Annotated in this window: 18 protein-coding genes and 1 other RNA gene; 2 read left to right on the top strand and 17 right to left on the bottom strand. The window is 60.2% G+C overall.

Features of this window, described 5'->3' with window-relative positions; translation table 11 throughout:
- Positions 1-41: 41 nt before the first annotated feature.
- From murB to ACP7E0_RS02270, 17 genes are all read right to left on the bottom strand, one after another.
- Positions 42-1,016 carry a UDP-N-acetylmuramate dehydrogenase gene (murB, locus tag ACP7E0_RS02350; protein ID WP_426122709.1) on the bottom strand — a complete coding sequence of 325 codons (975 nt, stop codon included), beginning with the start codon at positions 1,014-1,016 and terminating at the stop codon, positions 42-44.
- Positions 1,013-2,428, bottom strand: coding sequence for a UDP-N-acetylmuramate--L-alanine ligase (gene murC / locus ACP7E0_RS02345; RefSeq protein WP_426122707.1), 1,416 nt, complete (start codon positions 2,426-2,428; stop codon positions 1,013-1,015). The genes murB and murC overlap by 4 nt, the downstream gene beginning before the upstream one ends.
- Positions 2,425-3,549, bottom strand: a complete 1,125-nt coding sequence (gene murG, locus ACP7E0_RS02340; RefSeq protein ID WP_426122705.1) for an undecaprenyldiphospho-muramoylpentapeptide beta-N-acetylglucosaminyltransferase — start codon at positions 3,547-3,549, stop codon at positions 2,425-2,427. The genes murC and murG overlap by 4 nt, the downstream gene beginning before the upstream one ends.
- A gap of 22 nt (positions 3,550-3,571) precedes the next feature.
- Complete coding sequence (gene ftsW / locus ACP7E0_RS02335) at positions 3,572-4,726, bottom strand: putative lipid II flippase FtsW (protein ID WP_426122703.1); 1,155 nt, start codon at positions 4,724-4,726, stop codon at positions 3,572-3,574.
- A 60-nt stretch (positions 4,727-4,786) separates the two neighbouring features.
- Positions 4,787-6,178 (bottom strand): UDP-N-acetylmuramoyl-L-alanine--D-glutamate ligase, encoded by a 1,392-nt coding sequence (gene murD / locus ACP7E0_RS02330; protein ID WP_426122701.1) that lies wholly within the window; start codon positions 6,176-6,178, stop codon positions 4,787-4,789.
- Positions 6,179-6,184: 6 nt separating this feature from the next.
- A complete protein-coding gene (gene mraY, locus ACP7E0_RS02325) occupies positions 6,185-7,285 on the bottom strand; it encodes a phospho-N-acetylmuramoyl-pentapeptide-transferase (protein ID WP_068957048.1) in 1,101 nt (366 codons plus the stop codon).
- A gap of 122 nt (positions 7,286-7,407) precedes the next feature.
- Positions 7,408-8,841 (bottom strand): UDP-N-acetylmuramoylalanyl-D-glutamyl-2,6-diaminopimelate--D-alanyl-D-alanine ligase, encoded by a 1,434-nt coding sequence (locus ACP7E0_RS02320; RefSeq protein WP_426122698.1) that lies wholly within the window; start codon positions 8,839-8,841, stop codon positions 7,408-7,410.
- A 1-nt stretch (position 8,842) separates the two neighbouring features.
- On the bottom strand, positions 8,843-10,303 hold the full coding sequence (locus ACP7E0_RS02315; protein ID WP_426122696.1) for a UDP-N-acetylmuramoyl-L-alanyl-D-glutamate--2,6-diaminopimelate ligase: 1,461 nt from the start codon (positions 10,301-10,303) through the stop codon (positions 8,843-8,845).
- Between the two features lie 63 nt (positions 10,304-10,366).
- Positions 10,367-12,112: a peptidoglycan D,D-transpeptidase FtsI family protein gene (locus ACP7E0_RS02310; protein WP_426122695.1), complete on the bottom strand. Its 1,746-nt coding sequence runs from the start codon at positions 12,110-12,112 to the stop codon at positions 10,367-10,369.
- Positions 12,112-12,516: a cell division protein FtsL gene (gene ftsL / locus ACP7E0_RS02305; protein ID WP_426122694.1), complete on the bottom strand. Its 405-nt coding sequence runs from the start codon at positions 12,514-12,516 to the stop codon at positions 12,112-12,114. The genes ACP7E0_RS02310 and ftsL overlap by 1 nt, the downstream gene beginning before the upstream one ends.
- Positions 12,517-12,519: 3 nt before the next feature.
- Positions 12,520-13,542, bottom strand: coding sequence for a 16S rRNA (cytosine(1402)-N(4))-methyltransferase RsmH (rsmH, locus tag ACP7E0_RS02300; protein WP_426122693.1), 1,023 nt, complete (start codon positions 13,540-13,542; stop codon positions 12,520-12,522).
- A gap of 17 nt (positions 13,543-13,559) precedes the next feature.
- Positions 13,560-14,000: a division/cell wall cluster transcriptional repressor MraZ gene (gene mraZ, locus ACP7E0_RS02295; RefSeq protein WP_426122692.1), complete on the bottom strand. Its 441-nt coding sequence runs from the start codon at positions 13,998-14,000 to the stop codon at positions 13,560-13,562.
- 423 nt (positions 14,001-14,423) lie between these two features.
- An RNA gene (gene rnpB, locus ACP7E0_RS02290) (RNase P RNA component class A) lies at positions 14,424-14,822 on the bottom strand.
- Positions 14,823-14,892: 70 nt separating this feature from the next.
- Entirely contained in the window at positions 14,893-16,083 is a 1,191-nt protein-coding gene (locus tag ACP7E0_RS02285; protein WP_426122691.1) for an NAD(P)/FAD-dependent oxidoreductase, read from the bottom strand.
- Positions 16,084-16,193: 110 nt separating this feature from the next.
- Positions 16,194-16,724 (bottom strand): lytic transglycosylase domain-containing protein, encoded by a 531-nt coding sequence (locus ACP7E0_RS02280; RefSeq protein WP_426122690.1) that lies wholly within the window; start codon positions 16,722-16,724, stop codon positions 16,194-16,196.
- A gap of 227 nt (positions 16,725-16,951) precedes the next feature.
- Positions 16,952-17,716 carry an N-acetylmuramoyl-L-alanine amidase gene (locus tag ACP7E0_RS02275; protein WP_426122689.1) on the bottom strand — a complete coding sequence of 255 codons (765 nt, stop codon included), beginning with the start codon at positions 17,714-17,716 and terminating at the stop codon, positions 16,952-16,954.
- Positions 17,713-18,420: a TerB family tellurite resistance protein gene (locus tag ACP7E0_RS02270; protein WP_426123030.1), complete on the bottom strand. Its 708-nt coding sequence runs from the start codon at positions 18,418-18,420 to the stop codon at positions 17,713-17,715. Before ACP7E0_RS02270 ends, ACP7E0_RS02275 begins: the two co-directional genes overlap by 4 nt.
- Before the next feature lie 315 nt (positions 18,421-18,735).
- Here ACP7E0_RS02270 and ACP7E0_RS02265 point away from each other — a divergent pair, with 315 nt between their 5' ends.
- On the top strand, positions 18,736-19,569 hold the full coding sequence (locus tag ACP7E0_RS02265; protein WP_426122688.1) for a DMT family transporter: 834 nt from the start codon (positions 18,736-18,738) through the stop codon (positions 19,567-19,569).
- A gap of 140 nt (positions 19,570-19,709) precedes the next feature.
- Positions 19,710-20,924 (top strand): pyrophosphate--fructose-6-phosphate 1-phosphotransferase, encoded by a 1,215-nt coding sequence (locus tag ACP7E0_RS02260; RefSeq protein WP_426122687.1) that lies wholly within the window; start codon positions 19,710-19,712, stop codon positions 20,922-20,924.
- The last annotated feature ends 17 nt before the right edge of the window (positions 20,925-20,941 follow it).

The raw sequence follows: 20,941 nt of genomic DNA, 5'->3' as shown, positions 1-20,941 counted from the left end.
TCACTCCGCGGCGGCTTTTTTCATTTCAGAGTATTGGCAACTCAGGCCGTCAGTTCGCCCAAAAATTCCTTGACCTCGTAGCCCGGCATGAATGTGCCGATGCGCTTGATTTCCCATTCGAGCGAGATGCCCGAGGTTTCAAACACGCGCTGGCGTACGGTCTCGCCGAGATATTCGAGCTCGTAGCCGCTCGCCTGCCCGGTGTTGATCATGAAGTTGCAGTGCATCGGCGACATCTGCGCGCCACCAATCATCATGCCGCGGCAACCGGCTTCGTCGATCAGCTTCCAGGCGGAATGACCGTCCGGGTTCTTGAAGGTCGAACCGCCGGTCTTTTCACGGATCGGCTGCACGGTCTCGCGATGCTGGCGCACCGCATCCATGTCGGCACGGATCTTCGCCTTGTCTTCCGGATACCCTTCGAAAACGGCATGTGTGAAGATCAGGTCCTTGGGTGCCGACGAATGACGGTAGCTGTAGCCCATGTCGACATTGGAAAGCACATGTGTATTACCCTTGCGGTCGACCGCATGGACCTCGACGACGCGCTCGCGTGTCTCGCCGCCATTGGCGCCGGCATTCATGCGCAGCGCACCGCCGATCGTGCCGGGAATGCCGTAATAGAATGCGAAACCGCCGATACCGTGATCAAGCGTCATTGCCGCCAGATTCTTGTCCGGGCAGATCGCTCCGGCCTTGACCCGCGTCTCGGAGACGAGTTCGACATCGCCAAAGCCCTTGGCCGACAAGCGGATGACGATACCCGGGATGCCGCCGTCGCGGACCAGAAGGTTGGAGCCGACGCCTGAAGCCATGACAGGCACTTCAGCGGGCAGCATCTTCAGAAACGCGATGAGATCATCAGCGTCATGCGGCTGGAACATCAGCTCGGCAAGACCACCGGCACGAAACCAGGTGACGCGGTCCATCGGCGCATCCGGTGTCAGACGTCCGCGCAATTCCTTGACGCTGTCCCCCAGAGAGGCCAGCAACTTTTCTCCGTGTACCTGTTTCATGCGGAATGTCCTGAAATGCCTGCGAGTTCCTTCGGAAGCGCGGCTGCCCAATAGGTGATGCTGCCAGCCCCCAAGAGAACCACAAAGTCACCGGGTTGTGCAATGGCCGATACAATCGGCGCGATTGCTTCCGGACCTTCGATGAAGCGCGCGTCGCGATGACCCCCGGCCTTGATGCGGGACACGAGTTCCTGCGAATTGATGCCCTCCATCGGCTCTTCGCCAGCCGAGTAGACCGGCGCCAGAAGGATCGTGTCGGCCTCGTTGAAGCACGCGGAAAAATCCTCGAACAGGCTGTGAAGACGCGAGTACCGGTGCGGCTGGTGCACGGCGATGACGCGGCCCTGGCAGGCTTCGCGCGCGGCGCTCAGCACCGCCTTGATCTCGACGGGGTGATGTCCATAGTCGTCGTAGACGCGGACATTGTTCCATTCACCGGTAAAGGTGAAGCGGCGCTTGACGCCGGCAAAGGCGGCCAGTCCCTTGGCGATATCCTCCGGCGAAATGCCCAGGCGCTGGGCAACGGCAATCGCCGCAGTGGCATTGGAGACGTTGTGGCGGCCGGGCATCGGCAGGCGCAGATCCTTCAGCTGGATCACCTTGCCTGTGCGGCGGCGACGGATCTCGACATCGAATACCGAGGTGGCGCCGTCCATCCGGATATTGGAAAAGCGCACGTCGGCCTGCGGGTTTTCCCCATAGGTGATGACCTTGCGGTCTTCGATCTTCGACACCATCGTCTGAACTTCAGGATGATCGAGGCACATGACGGCGAAGCCATAGAACGGCACATTCTCGACAAACTGGCGGAAGGCTTCACGCACGGCATCGAAATTGCCGTAGTGATCGAGATGCTCCGGATCGATATTGGTGACGACAGCCACGTCGGCGGGCAGTTTCAGGAACGTGCCGTCGGATTCGTCGGCCTCGACCACCATCCACTCGCCCTCGCCCATGCGGGCATTGGTGCCGTAGGCATTGATGATGCCGCCATTGATCACGGTCGGATCGAGACCGCCAGCTTCGAGCAGCGTAGCAACCATCGAGGTCGTCGTGGTCTTGCCGTGGGTGCCGCCGATGGCAATCGCGTTGCGGAAGCGCATGAGTTCGGCAAGCATTTCGGCACGGCGCACCACCGGCAGCAGCTTTTCGCGCGCGGCGATCAGTTCCGGGTTGCTCTTCTTGATGGCAGTCGAAACGACAACGACTTCGGCCTCGCCGATATTCTCGGCTTTATGGCCAACGAAGACGTCGATGCCCTTGTCACGCAGCCGCTGGACATTGGCGCTGTCGGACTGGTCGGAGCCCTGGACCCTGTGGCCGAGATTATGCAGCACCTCGGCGATACCGCTCATGCCGATACCACCGATACCGATGAAATGGACCAGGCCGATTGTCTGCGGCATCTTCATGAGCGTGTTTCCTTGAACTGTGCAATCGTCGAACCGCTGGCAATAGCTTCAACCATGGCGGCAAGCAAGCGCGCGGCATCGGGTTTGCCAGCCTGTTTGGCGTTTGCCGCCATTGTGGCGAGCTTCTCCGGGTTGGTCATCGCCCCGCTCAGGATCTTGCTGAGTTTTTCCGGCGAAAGTTCGGCCTGGACGATCACCTTGGCACCACCGGTCGCAGCCAGTGCTGCGGCGTTGGCTGCCTGATCGTGGTCCAGTGCATAGGGGTAAGGCACCAGGATGGCCGGGCGTCCGATCACCGCGATCTCCGAAACCGTCGAGGCGCCCGAACGGCAAATGACCAGATGCGCCTTGGCGATCCGGTCGGCCATGTCGGTGAAGAAAGGAGCGATGTCGGCGTTCATCTCGAGCTTGGCGACACACCCCTCGACCATCGGCATATCTTCGGCACGCGCCTGCTGCGTTACCTTCAGCCGCCGTCTCAAATTGTCGTCGAGCAGGCTGATCGCGGTCGGCACGGTCTTGGAAAAATACTGTGCACCCTGGCTGCCACCGAACACGACAAGGCGAAACTCCTCGCCTTCGCCCGATGGCTGATAGGGAACCTTTGCCGCTTCCAGAATCGCCGGACGCACCGGGTTGCCGGTCGTCACCGTCTTTGCCGCATAGGGTCCATCGGTTTCAGGCAGGAAACCGCCAGCAATCGCCCGCACGCGGTTGGCAAGCGCCTTATTGGCGCGGCCCATGACGGCGTTCTGCTCGTGGATCATCGATGGTATGCCCATGCCGGTGGCAGCCAGCAACGGCGGGATTGTCGGATAGCCGCCGAAACCGACGACGACCTTCGGCCGCACCTTCGCCATCAGCCGGCGGGCGATGCGCATACCCGACCACAGCGTCCATAGCGACGACGCAACTTTCAGCGGGTTCTTCGATCCGATCGTTGCCGACGGTACGACATGGATTTCATCGGCCGGAAATTTGCCCGCAAACCGTTCGGCGCGGCTGTCAGTTACCAGATGAATGGAATAGCCGAGCGCCTTCAATTCGTGCGCCAGCGCTTCCGCCGGAAACAGATGGCCGCCGGTACCACCGGCGGCGAGCATGATAATGCCTTTGGTCATGTTCAGTCCTTATTTCACCGGCCTATTCGGCCGGAACGCCCATGCCGGAACGAAACAGGCTACGCTCGACAGCGCGCTTTTCCGGACGATGGCGGGTCAACGCCAGGATGAATCCCGCCGTCACGCAGATCGCCACCATGGACGAACCGCCGTAGGAGATCAACGGCAGGGTCATGCCCTTGGCCGGCAGCAACTGCAGATTGACGCCGATATTGATCATCGACTGGATGCCGATCTGCAGCACCAGGCCGGCAACGGCAAAACGGGTGAAATCATTGCGCTCGCGAAACGCATGGCTGAGGCCCCGCATGACGAGAAATGCAAAGATCAGCACGATCGCCATGCAGAAGACGATGCCGAATTCCTCGGCCGCGACCGAGAAGATGAAGTCGGTATGGCTGTCCGGGATGATCCGCTTGACAATGCCCTCGCCCGGCCCCTGACCGAACCAGTCACCGCGGATGATGGCCTGCAGTGCCGTGTCCACCTGGAACGTATCGCCCTCGCCGGTCATGAACCGGTCGATACGGCCGGCCACGTGCGGCAAAAGAGTATAGGCAACCACGAGACCGCCGACAGCAGAGCCGCCGAGCACGACGATCCACAGCCAGGGCATGCCGGCCATGAAGAACATGCCGCCCCAGACGGCAGTGGTCAGGATCGTCTGGCCAAGGTCGGGCTGGGCCACCAGAAGTGCCGCGACGATGCCGAACAATAGGATGGCAAACAGATTTCCGGGGATTTCAGGCTGGCGGGCATGTTCGGAAAACAGCCAGGCACAGACGACGACGAAAGCCGGCTTCATGAATTCCGATGGCTGCACCGACAACCCGGCAAGCGAGATCCAGCGGCGCGATCCCTTGACCTCAGCCCCGAAAAACAGCGCCAGAACCATCATGGCGAGCGACGCCACCAAAAGGATCATCGCGGTACGGCGCACTTGGCGCGGTGTCATGAAGGAGATGCCGATCATCACGGCCAGCGACGGCAAAAGGAAAGCCGCGTGGCGCTTGACGAAATGGAAGCTATCGAGATTGAGCCGCTCGGCCACCGCCGGGCTTGCCGCGAAGGACAACATGAAACCGATGCCCATCAATAGAATGAAGGTCGCCAGGAAGAACCTGTCGATCGTCCAGAACCAGTCGGCCACAGGGCCACGTTCGGCACGGCTTACCATTTCTTCGTCCCCTTCAACGGCGCGTCCGGCGCCAATATCTCAAAGTCAGGGTCGTCACCCTCAAATCAGCATCGTCACGCCGTCAATCGCAGCGACATGGCTGACGAAGGCATCGCCGCGCACTTCAAAGTTCTTGTACTGGTCGAAACTTGCGCAAGCCGGGGAGAGCATGACGGCCGATTGTGCCGCCTCATCCCGTGCGGCATCGGCTGCTGCATGGGCCACCGCCCATTCCAGCGTTCCGGAAATCTCGAAAGGAACCGTTTCCCCAAGCGCCGCCGCAAACGCGGGTGCGGCCTCACCGATCAAATAGGCCTTGGCGATCTTCGGAAAGAATGGCGACAGCGAAGTGATCCCCCCCTCCTTGGGCAGGCCACCGGCAATCCAGTAGATTCGCTCATAGCTCGACAGCGCAGGTGCTGCCGCATCGGCATTGGTCGCTTTGCTGTCGTTGACGAAGACAATCTTGCCCTTGCGGCCAACCGGCTGCATGCGGTGCTTCAGCCCCGGAAAAGAGGAAAGCCCGGCAAGGATTTGGTGCTCGGAAACGCCGACAGACAGGCAAGCAGCAATGGCCGCCGCCGCATTCTGGGCATTATGATTACCGCGTAGCGTTGCAATACCATCGAGATCGGCAACAACGGTCGCCAAACCACCTTCGGCGCGCTTGACGCGCGTTCCATCGGCATAAAGCCCTTCGCCAAGCGCGCGGTGGCGGGCGATGCGGATGACGCGGCGACCGGCAAGCGTAGCCCGGTCGGCGATTGCCTCTGTGTAGACGTCATCGACGCCGACGATCGCCGTGTCGCTGCCGGCAATCAACCGCTCCTTGATTTCGGCATAGTGTTCCATGCTGCCGTGCCGGTCGAGATGATCGGGTGTCAGGTTAAGCAGGATGCCGGCGGACGGGTTGATCGTCGGAGCCAGATCGATCTGGTAAGACGAGCATTCGACGACGTAGAACCGGTTCGGCGCCGGTGGATCGAGCGTCATCACCGCCGTGCCGATATTGCCGCCGAGTTGCGTATCGCGGCCGCTAAACTTGAGGATATGTGCGATCAGCGCCGTAGTCGTGGATTTGCCGTTGGTGCCAGTGATGGCGACGAACGGGCAATCCGGCGCATGGACCCGCCGCTCGCGCACGAACAGCTCGACATCGCCGATGATTTCGACACCGGCAGCATGGGCAAGATCGACCGTCCAATGCGGCTTTGGATGCGTCAGCGGAACGCCGGGCGATAGGACGAAGGCGGAGAAATCCGCCCAGTTCGCCTGATGGAGATCACCGGTGCCGATCCCTGCAGCGGATGCCTTGGCCACGCTTTCGGGATTGTCGTCCCAGGCCGTGACAACGGCGCCACCGGCAACCAGTGCCTGCGCCGTTGCCAGTCCCGAACCGCCGAGCCCGAACAGTGCGACCTTTTTGCCGCTGAATGTGGTGACCGGTATCATTGTCTCTTACCGCAGCTTCAGGGTCGAAAGGCCGACCATGGCGAGAATGACGGCGATGATCCAGAAGCGGATAACCACTTGGCTTTCGGTCCAGCCGAGTTTTTCGAAATGGTGATGGATCGGCGCCATCAGGAAGACACGCTTGCCGGTGCGCTTGAACCAGAAGACCTGAATGATCACCGACAGGGTTTCCATGACGAACAGGCCACCGATGATGACCATGACGATTTCGTGCTTGGTGGCGACGGCAACGGTGCCGATCAGGCCGCCCAGCGCCAGCGACCCGGTGTCGCCCATGAAGATCGCCGCCGGCGGGGCGTTGAACCAGAGGAAACCGAGCCCGGCGCCTATCACCGCACCAAGAATGACGGCAAGCTCACCCGTACCTGGCACGAAGTGGATCTGCAGATAGTTTGCAAACACCGCGTTACCGGCGAGATAGGCAATGACACCGAAGGAGGCTGCAGCAATCATCACCGGCACGATGGCGAGGCCATCAAGCCCGTCGGTCAGGTTGACGGCATTGCCGGCACCGACGATGACAAACCCACCGAAAAGAATGAAGAAATATCCGAGATTAAGGGTGAAATCCTTCAGGAACGGGAATGTCAGCGACGACCCGAAGGTCGAGCCGGCCACACCGGCCGAAAGCGCTGTCCGCATCATGAAGAAGACAGCGATACCGGCGACCAGGAATTCGATCCCGAGCCGCGCCTTGCCGGAAAAGCCCTTGTCGGACTGTTTCGTCACCTTCAGATAATCGTCGTAAAAGCCGATGGCGCCAAAACCCAGCGTCACCAGCAGCGTCGAGACGACGTAGACGCTGGAAAGATCGGCCCAGAGCAGCGAACTGCCGACGATACCCGCAAGGATCATCAATCCGCCCATGGTCGGCGTACCGGCCTTCTTGAAATGGGTCTGCGGGCCATCCGCGCGGATCGGCTGACCGCGTCCCTGCCGTACGCGCAGCGACGAAATCATCCGCGGCCCGAACAGGAATACGATCAATGCCGAGGTGAACAGGGCGGCGCCCGTCCGGAACGTAATGTACCGGAACAGGTTGAAGAATTGAAAATGGTCCGCCAGTTCGACAAGCCAGATGAGCATGAGGGACCTTTCCCCAAAGGTTCGTTGCAGATTCTTCCATCAGAATCACCTGATGGAAGGATAACTGCGTCCTATCAAAAGTGTCAGCATAGAACAGCGGCGAAGAATGCCTTGTCCTGTCTTTATTCAGCGCGGTCCGGACTTGCAGAGGCCGGATATGTCTCCAGAAGAGCTGAAACGATCCTGCCGCAGCCCGTGCCCTTCGACGATTTGATCATCACCACATCCCCGGGGGCGATAGAGCCGAGCGCAAATTCCTTCAGCTCATCGACCGACAGACGGTATTCGACATGCGTACCGTCAGGCAGTGCATCACGCAGATGTGCCATTTCTTCTCCGGCGAGCCAGATATCGGTGATCCCGGCCTCGACCAGCGGAGCGGCCAGTCCGGCATGGATTTCGCTAGTGGATTTGCCCATTTCCAGCATGTCGCCGAGAATGGCGATCCGGCGCGCACCCTCCGGCAGGACTGTATCCTTCAGCAGCGCGATCGCGGCTCGCATCGAAGCCGGATTGGCATTGTAGCTTTCGTCGATCAGCACGAACGCTCCTGACCCGATCGCCAGGCGATGGCGGGCGCCACGTCCTTTTTCGGGTTGCAGCGTTGCAAGCGCGGCAAGGGCTGCATCCATGTTCGCACCGACAAGGCTGACTGCCCCCAGCGCCGCCAGTGCATTCTCGGCGATGTGTCGTCCGGGCGCGCCCATCGGGATTTCCAGCGTCTTGCCGTCAAGCGCTGCCCACAGCACACCTCCCTCGGAGCCGCCTGTATATTCGACCATGCGGAAATCAGCCTTGGCGCTGCTGCCGAAGCTATGAACATGGGAAATGCCCAGCGCAATCGCGGTCTTCTCCAGCCCGTCGAACTGCTCGTTGTCGCGGTTGAGGATCACGTGGCCATCATCGACGAGGCCTTCCATGATCTCGGCCTTGGCGGCAGCGATCTCCTCCAGGTCCTTAAAATTGCCGAGATGGGCGGCGGCAATCGTGGTGATGATGGCCACATGTGGACGCACCATCCTGACCAGCGGCCGGATTTCGTCGGCATGGTTCATGCCGATTTCGAAAATACCGAAATCAGTGTTTTCGGGCATGCGCGACAGGGTCAGCGGCACGCCCCAGTGATTGTTAAACGACGCGACAGACGCATGCACCCTGCCCGATGGCTCAAGCATGTGCCGCAGCATCTCCTTGGTCGTGGTCTTGCCGACGGATCCGGTAACGGCGATGATCTTGGCGGCACTGCGATCACGCGCTGCACAACCAAGCCGTACCATCGCCTCCAGAACGTCATCAACGACGATCATCGGTCCATTCAGCCGCCCAAGTGCCGGAATTTTGGCTTCACTGACAACCAGAAGCGTTGCACCGTTGGCCAAAGCGATGCCAGCATAATCATGCCCATCGACGCGGTCGCCCTTGATGGCGAAAAAAGCCTCGCCCTTGCCCAGAGACCGGCTGTCGATCGAAATGCCGGTGATGCCCTCGGGCAGATTGCCCCGCGGGCGGCCGTGCATCGCCGCCATCAGGTCGCTTGTTGTCCAGAGAAAGCTCAAATCAATGCCCTCCCAATGCCTTGCGCAATTCGGCGTGATCGGAGAACGGCAAGGTAATGGAGCCGACGGTCTGCCCCTCCTCATGCCCCTTGCCGGCGACGATCAGCGTGTCGCCCGATTTCAACATATCAACTGCGGCCTTGATGGCCTCGGCACGGTCGCCGATCTCGGTGGCGCCCTTGGCCGCAGCCATGATCTCGCTGCGAATAACGGATGGCACTTCCGAGCGCGGATTGTCGTCGGTGACAATCACCACATCAGCCAGCCGCGTGGCGATCTCGCCCATGATCGGACGCTTGCCTTTGTCCCGGTCGCCGCCGCAGCCGAACACCACGATGATGCGGCCGGTGGTGAAAGGGCGAACCGAGGTCAGGACGTTTTCCAGCGCATCCGGCTTGTGGGCATAGTCCACGTAAGCAAGCGCGCCCTCCTTGGTATGGCCGACGAGTTCGAGACGGCCCGACGCGCCCTGCAGCTTTTCAAGTGCTGCCATCGTCGCCCTGGCGCTGACGCCGGTCGACATGGCAAGGCCGGCTGCGACCAGCGCGTTCGATATCTGGAAGTCGCCGGCGAGCGGCACATGCACTTCAAAAATCTCGTCGCCGACATGGATTTCGGCAATCTGCTTGTGACGGAAATGCTCGACGCGCTTGAGCGACAGATAGTCGCCCTTGCGGCCGACAGTCAAAACCTCATGTCCGCCTGCCTTGGCAGCAGCAATCGCCTGCGCCGACCAGGGATCGTCTGAGAAGATCACCGCCGGCGAACCCTTCGGCAACACACCGTCGAACAGCCGCATCTTGGCGGCCATGTAGTCCTCGACGGTCGGGTGGTAGTCCATATGATCACGGCCAAGATTGGTGAAACCGGCGGCTGCAAGCCGAACACCATCGAGCCGGTTCTGATCGAGCCCGTGGCTTGAGGCTTCCATCGCCGCATGGGTGACACCGGCGTCAGCCAGTTCGGCCAAAAGTTTGTGCAAGGAGACCGGATCCGGTGTCGTCAGCGAGCCGTAGTCGTTGCGGCCAGGCGCAATCACGCCGGTCGTGCCGATCATCGCAGCGGCAAACCCAGCATGCGCCCAGATCTGCCGGGCAAAGGAGGCAACAGAGGTCTTGCCGGCCGTGCCGGTGACGGCAACCATCGTATCGGGCTGACGGCCGTAGAAATTGGCTGCGGCAATCGCCAGCACGCGGCGTGGCGTGAAGGCCGACAGAACCGGAACAGGTGTATCACTTGCAGGCTTGATCCCGGTGACAATGGCTGCCGCACCGCGAGCGATTGCCTCATCGATAAAGGCCTTGCCGTCGGCCTTGCTTCCCGAGAGAGCCACGAACAACGACCCCGGAGCAACCTGCCGGCTGTCGGCAGTAATGGCGGCGATATCGATATCACCGGCCGCATTGTCCAGCTGTGACGCAATTTCCGGGAAATCCTTCCCGATCAGGTCTTTGATCTTCATGGATGCACTTTTCAATTATACCGACGCGCCGGGCGGCGAATCCTCCAGATTGTCATTCCATGGTCAATAAGACACAAGCAAGGCAGAACCGTCTTCGCCGAACTTCGGCTCGACGCCGAGAAGCGGCGCCGAACGGCTGATGATATCGCGCACCATCGGTGCAGCGGTATTGCCAGCCAGTGCCGCGCCATTGCCCTTGTCGGTTTTGGGCTCGTCGATGAAGGTCAGAACCACATAGCGCGGATCATCGATCGGGAAACCGGCCAAGAAGGCGTTGAAGTTAGCATCGTTCGAATAGCGGCCGTTCACGACCTTGTCGGCCGTACCGGTCTTGCCGCCGACATTGAAACCCGGCACGCGCGCATTGCGGCCCGAGCCGTTGACGCCGTTCCAGCGGAACAGGAAGCGCATGTCGTCGCTGGTCGATTTCTTGATGACCTTCGTCGAGGCAGCCTGCGCCTGTTCCACCGTGCGCGGCAGGAAGGTCGGCTCGATCAGGTTGCCACCGTTCAAAAGGGCTGCACCGGCCACCGCGGTCTGCAACGGCGTGGTCGAGACGCCATGGCCGAAGGAGATGGTGATCGAGTTGATCTTTTTCCATTCGCGCGGCTGGCTCGGCGTCTTCACTTCCGGCAGTTCCGTCGGCATTTTGGTCAGCAACCCAATGCGGGTGAGGAATTCTTTATGACCTTCGATGCCGACGATGTCGGCCATTTTGGCAGTACCGATATTGGACGAATACTGGAAGATTTCCGGCACGGTCAGGACGCGGCGCTTGCCGTGGAAGTCCTTGATGGTGAAGCCGCCAATGCGGATCGGGTTGGTCGCATCAAAACTGTCGGTGAGCTTCACCTTGCCTGAATCGAGTGCCATCGCTGTCGTAAAGGACTTGAATGTCGATCCCATCTCGAACGTACCGTTCGACATGCGGTTCATCCAGCCTTCCTTGGCGCCATCGGCTGGCTTGTTGGGATCGTAGTCGGGATAGGAGACCATGGCGAGAATTTCGCCGGTCCTCACATCCATCACCACGCCGCCTGCGGCGAGCGAGCGGAACTTCGTCATTGCATCGACGACGACATCGCGCAGGATATTCTGAACGCGCAGATCGATCGACAGCTTGACAGGCTCGAGCTTGGCGTCGCTGGTCATGCCGATGGCGGCGAGATCGGCGAGCCCTTGGTTGTCGATCCAGCGCTCCATGCCGGCGATGCCGCGGTTGTCGACATTGACGTGGCCGACAATATGCGAGGCGGTGGCGCCGCCCGGATAGAAACGGCGCTTTTCCGGCCGGAAGCCGATGCCGGGAATACCGAGCGCCAGGATTTCGCTCTGCTGCTTCGGGGTCAACTGACGGCGCAGCCACTGGAAGCGCGATGGCGATTTAAGCTTGTTGTAGATGTCGGCGACATTCAGACTGGGCAGTACCGTCGAAAGCTGCTCGACGGCTTCGTCGGCATCGACGATCTTGTGTGGTTCCGCATAGAGCGAAACCGTACGGATATCAGTCGCCAGAATTTCGCCGTTGCGATCGAGAATGTCGGGGCGCGACGCCATCAGATTGTCGGCGCGGCCAATGCTGGAGACGGTCTCCGGCTGGGCCAGACCATATTGGACCAGACGGCCACCGATGATGCAGTAAACCGCCGTAAAGCTGGCGATGACGATGGCAACCCGGCTCTTCGCCTGGTTGCTGGTCCGCTTGCGCGTTCCCTCGAACGGCCTGCCGAGGTCGCCGGGATGATTGTTGCCGCCGGCGGAGAAATGCGCCTTGCTCTTGACGACCATGATGCGGGAGAGAAAAGACATCAGCGATCCACCGAACCCGTTGCGATATCGTCCGTGTCGACCACCGGCTTCTTTGGCTTGCCATTGCCCTTGGCCAGCCCCATCGCCTCCAGAACATCCGCCGGCGGCGGCAGATCGGCCTTCAGCATCGGCAATTCTTCCGGACGGGCAAGCTGGGTCGGGTCGGTGGGCGAAAGTTGCAGATCCTGCTGATAGACGCCGACGAGTTTCTCCAGCCTGTTCGGTTGGGTCAGCAGCGCCCAGTCGGCGCGAAGCAGATCGATCGTGTCTTCCTCAAGCTTGATGCCGGCTTCCAGCTTGCGAACTTCTTCGAGCTTGTTTTCAGCCTGATGCTTGATCGTGTAGGTGACCGTGGCAGCCGCGGTCATGACGACGATCAGGACGATGTCAAAACTACGCAACATGACTTAGCCCCCCAACTTTCCAAGGCTTGCAAGGTTCGGCAGATCGAAAATGGACAGATCATCTGCCTCAGGCGGAGCATCGGTGCGGGCACCAACCCGCATTTTGGCGGACCGGGCGCGTGGATTGCGGGACGCTTCTTCTTCGCTTGCCGCTACCATAGATTTCCCAACTGGTGCGAAAGTTGCGGCACGTTCGTGGGCGATCGGCAGATGGCGGGAGCCTGACGCCTTGCCGGCGCGGTCCTGGAAGAACTTTTTGACGATCCGATCTTCCAGCGAATGGAAAGTGACCACGGTCAGCCGCCCGCCGGGCTTGAGGGCACGCTCAGCCGCAAACAGCGCCCGGGCCAGTTCCCCGAGTTCGTCATTGACGAAAATGCGCAGCGCCTGAAACACACGGGTGGCGGGATGGATCTTGTCCTTGGCCTTGCGCGGCGTCACAACCTCGATCAAACCGGCAAGATCGCGGGTCGTCACGAACGGCTCTTCAAGCCGGCGCTTTTCGATGGCGCGGGCGATGCGGCCTGACTGCGGCTCTTCGCCGAGAAAGCCGAAAATGCGGGTAAGATCGGTTACCTTGGCGCGATTGACCACATCGGCCGCAGAAACGCCATACGACGACATGCGCATGTCGAGCGGCCCCTTGCGCTGAAAGGAAAAGCCGCGATCTGCTTCGTCGATCTGCATCGAGGAAACACCGATATCGAGCACGACGCCATCCAGACCACCATCAGGAGCATGCTGTGCGAGATCGGAAAACTGCGAATGCACGAGAGTGAGATGACCGGCGCTCGCCTCTACCAACGGCTGACCGCCGAGAATAGCCGCCGGATCGCGATCAAGCGCGATGACATCGGCACCCGCAGCGAGGATCGCCGCAGTATAACCGCCCGCACCAAATGTCCCATCAAGAATGATTTTGCCTGGAGCAAGATCCAGACTGGCGAGAACCTCGGGGAGAAGAACCGGAATGTGACGGACCGGTCCGCCTTCGGCATCGGTAAAACCTGTGCCTTGATCCGTCATCGTTCCGCCTCTCCACTCTAGCCCGAACGCAGACCTCGCAATCTGTGCTCTTCTCTTGCCGCTGCCTGCGTTTCCGCAAACACGTGCGGCGCCCACAACTGAAAATGATCCGCTCGCCCCACGAAAGTAACTTCCGTGTCGATGCCCGTGAAATCGCGGATGAAATCCGTGACCATCAACCGGCCTTCCTGGTCGAGCTTCATGAAGACCCCGCCCCCATGAACGAGGAGCGACATCTGATTGGCCTGCAGCGAGAATGGATCCTCGCCACTGATTTGCCTTTCGAAACGGCCCAGCAATTCTGGACCGCCGGCGCTGATAGCCGGAAAGACGAAATCCTGAAAGCAATAAAGCTCCCGAATATCGAGCGCCGACAAGACAGACCGAAACATCGAGGGAACGGAAACCCGCCCCTTGGAATCGATCCGGTTTGTCGCATGCGAAAGGAAGCGGTTCATGACGCGATACAGCCGTTCCCGGTGGACATGCCAGCCCCAACAGCCCACACACACCATCAAAAGGACGCACAGCACCCCGCAGCCGGGCGACATGCCCGATCGAAAACCCCTTACGGAGCGACCCCGAAACTTGCGGTGAGTAGGCTTGAATCAGCCCGTGTGCAGTACATGAATGGGATAACATGGGACCATATGGGCGTCAATGGGATTTGCTCTATTTCAGCACGCGTCGTTAGCAAATATTGATAGTCCGTTAAGTTTAACAAATGGTTACAAAGACGCAGTCAAGACTTTGGATTCACCGTCGAATCGCTCTTCGCGGATTCCGTGTATTATATTTTAGTAATTCCTAATTAAAATAGCTATTTAGACAGATGCGCGATTTTGAAAGCCGCCGTCTGCAACATTTAAAAATAAGGGAAATTTGCCAGTTGGCCTGTAAGCCGGGTTCTGTATGGCTCCGGCCCGAAAGCCGGAACGTGGCAGCCATTCATCTGGGACAACGCTTGCGCGCTGCCTCCTGCAACCCACCCGGATGACTGACCCGGAAAAGGCCGGAACGCTTGCGCGAACCACGTCATCCCTATTCGGTTTTGCTCCCGGTGGGGTTTGCCTTGCCACCCATGTTGCCATGCGTGCGGTGGGCTCTTACCCCACCCTTTCACCCTTACCTGCGTAAACGCAGGCGGTATCCTCTCTGTGGCACTTTCCCTGGGGTCGCCCCCGCCGGACGTTATCCGGCACCGTTTTTCCGTGGAGCCCGGACTTTCCTCCCCCCGCAACCTTTCGGTCCTAGCGGAGCGCGGCTGCCCGGCCAACTGGCAGGCGGTGCATAGCCGAGGTCTCCGCCAATTGCCAGTGACAAAAGCAAAAAGTGTGTGATCCGCTGCCCCTACCGGAAGCAGACCGCAAAATCCGTATCGTATTCGGGCGCATCGAGCACGCCGTTCAGAAGCAGTGACGCCCCGAGCCGGCCGATCTCGTCCGAACTCTTGGCCGCAGCGCCATTGCCGCCGGTCAAAACGGCGATACGATCCGTATCAACAAAGCCGATATAGGGATAGCCGTGCCGGGTGAAGGTGGTGACACAGGGGCTCCACCGGAGCGAAGCGGGCGTAAAGGACGGCATGGCGCGCGACAGAAGACCTGACATATGATCCGCTGCAGACCGGTTGGCTTCGCCCCGGAACCAGGCGCGGACCTCGGGCTCGGAGCCGATATTGATATCGCTCGGATCGCCGCCGATCTTGACGTAGAATTTGCCGTCGGGATAACGGATCGGCGGCAAGAGATAATAGCTCTCGTCCTGCTGAAGTGCCGAGCCAATCAGCGACGGCATCCCGGCAAACCTCTCCAGATCAGCCTGCGCCACCTCGGCAAACAGCACGGTGCGCGCCTTGACGGTGAGATCGAGCGGCCGGGCGAGCAACTGCCCGGAAATCGAAAATCCGCCAGCGGCGATGACTGCACGGCCGGCCCTGAAGATGGCTCCGTCAACCGTTCGAACATTCACACTGCTTCCGACACGGGCAACGGCCGAAACCTCCGAGCGGACGATCGTAACGCCGGCTTGTTCGGCAAGAATGACCTGCGCCTTGACCAAGGCACGCGGATCGATGTGGCCCGCATTGCGCGGCTCGAACACACCACCATATCCGGGCGGAAACCGGAACCAGGGAAATCGATCGGCAAGATCTTGTTCACTGACAAAAGGTGCCTCGACACCAAGACGGTTACGGGCCGCAATCACATTGTCGAGCGTGCTTTCCTCGCCGCCTGGCAGGGGCGCTGCGATCAGGCAGCCGGCTTCGCTGTAGAATTCGACGCCGCTGCCCGTTTCGATAGCGGCATAGCGTTCGATCGAGCGCTGCGCCAGAAGCGTCCAGACCGGGTCGGGATCGATCGTGCGGGTGATGCGGCCATTGTCGTAGTGGCTGCTGAAGACCCCACCATGGTTTGCCCAGTTTTCCGGCTCGTCCGGCCCGATCAGCGCGACCTTTGCGCCGCTCTTTGCCAGGTGCCGGGCCGCCGCTGCGCCCATCATGCCTTTGCCAACAATGATGAAATCGAATGTGCCTGCCATGCTACACCCTCAGGAAACGATCCTTGGGGAATATCATGGCATTGGCCGGCTGACATCTGCGAACTTGAAAAATACCAGTGCGGGAAATGCTCTCCGGCACTCCTACCGCATCAATTAATGATCGCCTGAACCTTGCCACAATAACGGCGCGACACCGGGTTCATCTTCTTGGCACCGTGACCGGCGTTGTAGCGCAGGATCGTGCCGCAGGTGAAACCGCCGGACAGTTCGTGCGCCACGGCGAGATATTTCATGCCGAATTTGATGTTGGTCTCGGGATCGAACAGGCCACGCTTGGCGCCGGAATAGCCCATCATCCGCGCCGTCGCGGGCTTGATCTGCATGAGGCCAACTTCACCGGCGCTGCCGCGGGCCTTGGGGTTGAAATTGCTCTCGACTTTGATCACCGCATGGGCAAGATCGACCGGCACGCCATATTGCTTGGCATAAGTCTGGATCAGGCCGCTATATACGGAAGATTTAAGCGAGGTGACGCCCGGCGCAGCATAACCGGTCGTTCTAGTCACTGGCGTGATGGAGGATGTGATGGTCTTGTCGGTGCCCCCGGCATACGACGTTTCAACCCCGGAAAACAGCATGCAGAAGCATGCCGCCGCCGCAGCAAGATGCGATATTCTCATTTAGTTTGAAGTCTCCACTTTCGGGCGCCGCGGCCGTGTGGGCGCACCCCGCCCTGCCGTCTCACATCACGATTTTCGTCATCAACAGGAAGGGCTGGAGGCCTGAATTACCTGCGGTTTGGTATGGCCGCAAAAGACCCCGGCATCATGGTGATGATGTGGCAGTGCACAAAATTTGTCAGGAGACGGCCGGAAACAACCTCTCGAATTGCCGGCCCGGCACCTGTTCAGCGGCGGAAATTCGGCAGGCCAGAAAGCAGTCTGTGGAGCGTGTCAAGCGTCGAAATATCGGCGATACCATCCACCTGCGCCGGGCGGAAATGGCGCTGGAACGCAGCCACGGCACCTTCCGTCTTCTCGCAGAAAACACCTGTCACTTCAATTCCGTAGCCATAGAGCGACAGCATTGTTTGCACTGCCTCGACCGGCTGGCCCTGGTCGCCCCGCTGGAAAAACCGTCCGCCACCGATCGGGGCCGGTGGAACCCAATGCCCGACGCCCCCGGCATGCAGCCGTTCCCATGGAAATTTTTCTCCCGGATCAACCTTGCGAATAGGAGCGATATCGCTGTGTGCCAGCACCCGTTCGGGGGCGATTGACCACCGTTCACCACAGTTTTGACACAGTTCGACGACCGCATCGATCTGCACAGGAGGGAAATCCGGCAGTCCGCCGGGATGGCCGGCATTGGCAATTTCGATGCCGATCGAGCGCGAATTGATGTCGGTCTCGCCCTTCCAGTTGCTCTTGCCCGCATGCCAGGCGCGCCTGTCCTCGGCGACCAGCTGATCGACCCGGCCATCCTCATGGACGAAATAGTGACTGGAAACCTGGCTTTCCTCGCGGCAGAGCCAATCAAGCGCAGCGGCTGCCGTTTCCATGCCGGTATAATGCAGGATGATCATGTCGGGCTTCAGCCCACCTGCCCTTTCGCCATGATTGGGCGACGGCACCCTGTGTGCAGCAGGGTAGTCACAAGCGAAGTCCGTCATGCGGCGCGACGTTCTTTCTCGATCGCCTCATAGGCGGCATTGAGTTCGGCCATGCGATCGTTGGCGATCGCATGCTGTTCTTGCGGGACGCCACGCGCAACCAGGATGTCCGGATGGTTCTCCGACACCAGCACGCGGTAACGCTTGCGGATGATCGAAAAATCGTCCTTTGGCGAGACACCGAGGATCTTGTAGGGATCGGCGCCGGCGCTGCGCACGTGGCGGGCCATGATCTCCTGAAAACGCTCTTCCTTCATATGGAAGATCTCGGCCACCCGCGTGAGGAAGTTCAGTTCCTTCTCGTGAACGGCACCGTCGGACTTGGCGATATGAAAGAGCCCGTCGATGATATCTTCTAGCACCGGGCAGTTCTGATCGCAGGAGACGCAGAGCGATGCCAGCTTCTCGGCATAGGATTCATAGCCGGCGACGTCCTGGCGGGCCAGATTGTAGAGCCGGGCGACGTTCTGTGCCTGGTCGTCGGGAAACTTGAAGATATCGCGAAACGCCGACACTTCGGCCTCGGTGACGATGCCGTCGGCTTTTGCCATCTTGGCGGACAATGCAATCATGGCAACGGAGAAAGCCACTTTGCGGCGCGTCTCCGGATCGCCTTCAAACAGCGTCCGCACAGCCTCGATAACACCGGCGAGCGCATTGCCCGTCGCGGTGACGATGCTGAGGATGCTATCCCAGAATGACATAGGCACGTTCTTTCCCATAGTAGGCTGATCCACGTCGTTGAGGTGGGGATGGCACGGGCAAAACGTCCATGCACAAATGCAAGGTGGCTCGCACGGCTGTGCCGCCACGACAATCATGCAGCTCACCAAACAGCATGACCAGATGTTGGAACGGATTGCAAGACGCCAGAGCCGCGCATTCGGCTCAAATGACGAATTTGTGATGGCACCTCACTATTATGGCATTCGTTGCCGTGATCATCCAATCATGCAAATGAATTTGACTTCAAACCGGCCAAGGTGCGACCGGACAATCAACTTTCCGTTGGAGTTCCGATGCGCATTTCCACCCACCCGCAGGCCATGGGCATGGCACTCGGCTTGATCGGCGTCACCATTTTCGGCGTCACCCTGCCGATGACGCATATCGCGCTTGGCGGTTTTTCTCCCTTCTTCATCACCTTCGGCCGCGCCGTGATCGCCTCGATCGCTGCCGGACTGACACTGCTGCTGATGCGAAAAAGGTGGCCAAAGGGACAAGGGGCGATGCTGCTCGGCGCCGGCATCTGCGTCGTCTATGGTTTTCCGATCTTCTCCACCACGGCGATGCAGACCATCCCAGCCAGCCATGGCGGCGTCATTCTCGGTATCCTGCCGCTGTTGACCTCGATCTTCGCTGCCCTCGTCGACGGCGAGCGGCCGGGTCCGGCCTTCTGGGCCTATGGTCTTGCGGGTGCGGCACTCGTGGTGTTTTTCTCCGTTCGCGATAGCGGCTTTCACCTGCAGGCCGGCGACGTCTGGCTGTTTCTCGCCGCCGTCACCGCCTCGCTCGGCTATGTATTGTCGGCCAAGGTCTCGCGCATCATCCTGGGCTGGGAAGTGATTTCCTGGGCATTGATTATCACCGCACCGCTCTCCATCGTCGCCACGCTTTTGGTCATGAAGGGCGGAATTCAAACCCCGACACCCGCGGAACTTGGCGCCCTCTCCTATCTCGGCCTGATGTCGATGTTCTCCGGCTTCATCTTCTGGAATGCCGGGCTGGCGCTCGGCGGCATCGCCCGCGTGGCACAAGTGCAATTGCTGCAGACGTTCGTCACGCTTGCCGTCTCCGCCGTGCTGCTCGCGAAGTCATCAGCCCATCGACAATTGGCTTTGCTGTGGCTGTAGCCCTGATCGTCTGGCTCGGACGAAAAGCGCGCATTGCCTGAACCGTCCACCACCATACCTGAAGCATGTCATTTAACTTCCGTGGGAATTGCGCTAGAGAGACCGCGAACGATCTTGCCGCAATCCCCGAGGAGGACACCATGGCCAAAAAGAAAGTTGCAATGCTGACTGCAGGCGGGCTCGCGCCATGTCTGTCTTCTGCCGTGGGTGGCCTGATCGAGCGCTATACCGATATCGCGCCCGATATCGAACTGGTTGCATACCGTTCCGGCTACCAGGGCCTGCTGCTGGCCGACCGCATCGAAATTACCCGCGACATGCGGGAAAAAGCCCATATCCTCCATCGTCATGGCGGTTCGCCGATCGGCAACAGCCGCGTCAAGCTGACCAACACGGCCGACTGCATCAAGCGCGGCCTGGTCAAGGAAGGCCAGAACCCGCTGCGGGTTGCGGCTGAACGGCTGGCTGCCGACGGCATTACCATCCTGCACACGATCGGCGGTGACGACACCAACATCACGGCTGCCGACCTTGCCGCCTATCTCGGCGCCAATGGTTACGACCTCACCGTCGTTGGCCTGCCGAAGACCGTCGACAACGACGTCGTGCCGATCCGCCAGTCGCTCGGCGCTTGGACTGCTGCCGAATACGGCGCAAAGTTCTTCGACAATGTCAGCAACGAACAGAGTGCTGCCCCACGCACGCTCGTCGTCCACGAAGTCATGGGCCGCCATTGCGGCTGGCTGACAGCTGCGACGGCACGATCCTACATCCAGCATATCGACGACCGGGAATTCGTCGACGGTTTCATGATGAACCGGCAGATGAAGAATATCGACGGCCTCTATCTGCCCGAGACCGCGTTCAATCTGGAAACGGAAGCCGAACGGCTGCGCGCCGTCATGGACAAGACCGGCTTCGTCACGCTGTTCGTCTCGGAAGGCGCCTGCCTCGATGCCGTCGTTGCCGAACGCGAAGCAGCCGGTGAAGCCGTCAAGCGCGATGCCTTCGGCCACGTCAAGATCGACACGATCAATGTTGGCGGCTGGTTCACCAAGCAGTTCGCTGCCCTTCTCGGCGCCGAGCGCTCGATGGTGCAGAAGTCCGGCTACTACGCCCGCTCCGCACCGGCCAACGCCGACGACCTGCGCCTCATCCAGGGCATGGTCGATCTCGCCGTCGAAAGCGCGCTCAACAAGGTCTCCGGCGTCACCGGCCACGACGAGGACCAGGGCGGCAAGCTACGCACGATCGAATTCCCGCGCATCCGTGGCGGCAAGCACTTCGATACCTCGGTGAAATGGTTCGGCGAAGTCATGGACGCAATCGGCCAGAAGTGGTCGCCAGCCAACTGATATCCGGCTCATAAATG

The sequence above is a fragment of the Pararhizobium sp. PWRC1-1 genome (assembly GCF_049897905.1).
In the GTDB taxonomy this organism is placed as follows: Bacteria; Pseudomonadota; Alphaproteobacteria; order Rhizobiales; family Rhizobiaceae; genus Pararhizobium.
The sequence above is the reverse complement of the archived record's forward strand: the minus strand, read 5'-3'. Positions and strand labels throughout refer to the sequence as shown.

Coding starts and splice junctions, on each gene's coding strand:
- murB (WP_426122709.1), bottom strand. CDS start 1,016: ATGAAACAGGTACACGGAGAAAAGTTGCTGGCCTCTCTGGGGGACAGC.
- murC (WP_426122707.1), bottom strand. CDS start 2,428: ATGAAGATGCCGCAGACAATCGGCCTGGTCCATTTCATCGGTATCGGT.
- murG (WP_426122705.1), bottom strand. CDS start 3,549: ATGACCAAAGGCATTATCATGCTCGCCGCCGGTGGTACCGGCGGCCAT.
- ftsW (WP_426122703.1), bottom strand. CDS start 4,726: ATGGTAAGCCGTGCCGAACGTGGCCCTGTGGCCGACTGGTTCTGGACG.
- murD (WP_426122701.1), bottom strand. CDS start 6,178: ATGATACCGGTCACCACATTCAGCGGCAAAAAGGTCGCACTGTTCGGG.
- mraY (WP_068957048.1), bottom strand. CDS start 7,285: ATGCTCATCTGGCTTGTCGAACTGGCGGACCATTTTCAATTCTTCAAC.
- ACP7E0_RS02315 (WP_426122696.1), bottom strand. CDS start 10,303: ATGAAGATCAAAGACCTGATCGGGAAGGATTTCCCGGAAATTGCGTCA.
- ACP7E0_RS02310 (WP_426122695.1), bottom strand. CDS start 12,112: ATGTCTTTTCTCTCCCGCATCATGGTCGTCAAGAGCAAGGCGCATTTC.
- ftsL (WP_426122694.1), bottom strand. CDS start 12,516: ATGTTGCGTAGTTTTGACATCGTCCTGATCGTCGTCATGACCGCGGCT.
- rsmH (WP_426122693.1), bottom strand. CDS start 13,542: ATGACGGATCAAGGCACAGGTTTTACCGATGCCGAAGGCGGACCGGTC.
- mraZ (WP_426122692.1), bottom strand. CDS start 14,000: ATGAACCGCTTCCTTTCGCATGCGACAAACCGGATCGATTCCAAGGGG.
- ACP7E0_RS02285 (WP_426122691.1), bottom strand. CDS start 16,083: ATGGCAGGCACATTCGATTTCATCATTGTTGGCAAAGGCATGATGGGC.
- ACP7E0_RS02280 (WP_426122690.1), bottom strand. CDS start 16,724: ATGAGAATATCGCATCTTGCTGCGGCGGCGGCATGCTTCTGCATGCTG.
- ACP7E0_RS02275 (WP_426122689.1), bottom strand. CDS start 17,716: ATGACGGACTTCGCTTGTGACTACCCTGCTGCACACAGGGTGCCGTCG.
- ACP7E0_RS02270 (WP_426123030.1), bottom strand. CDS start 18,420: ATGTCATTCTGGGATAGCATCCTCAGCATCGTCACCGCGACGGGCAAT.
- ACP7E0_RS02265 (WP_426122688.1), top strand. CDS start 18,736: ATGCGCATTTCCACCCACCCGCAGGCCATGGGCATGGCACTCGGCTTG.
- ACP7E0_RS02260 (WP_426122687.1), top strand. CDS start 19,710: ATGGCCAAAAAGAAAGTTGCAATGCTGACTGCAGGCGGGCTCGCGCCA.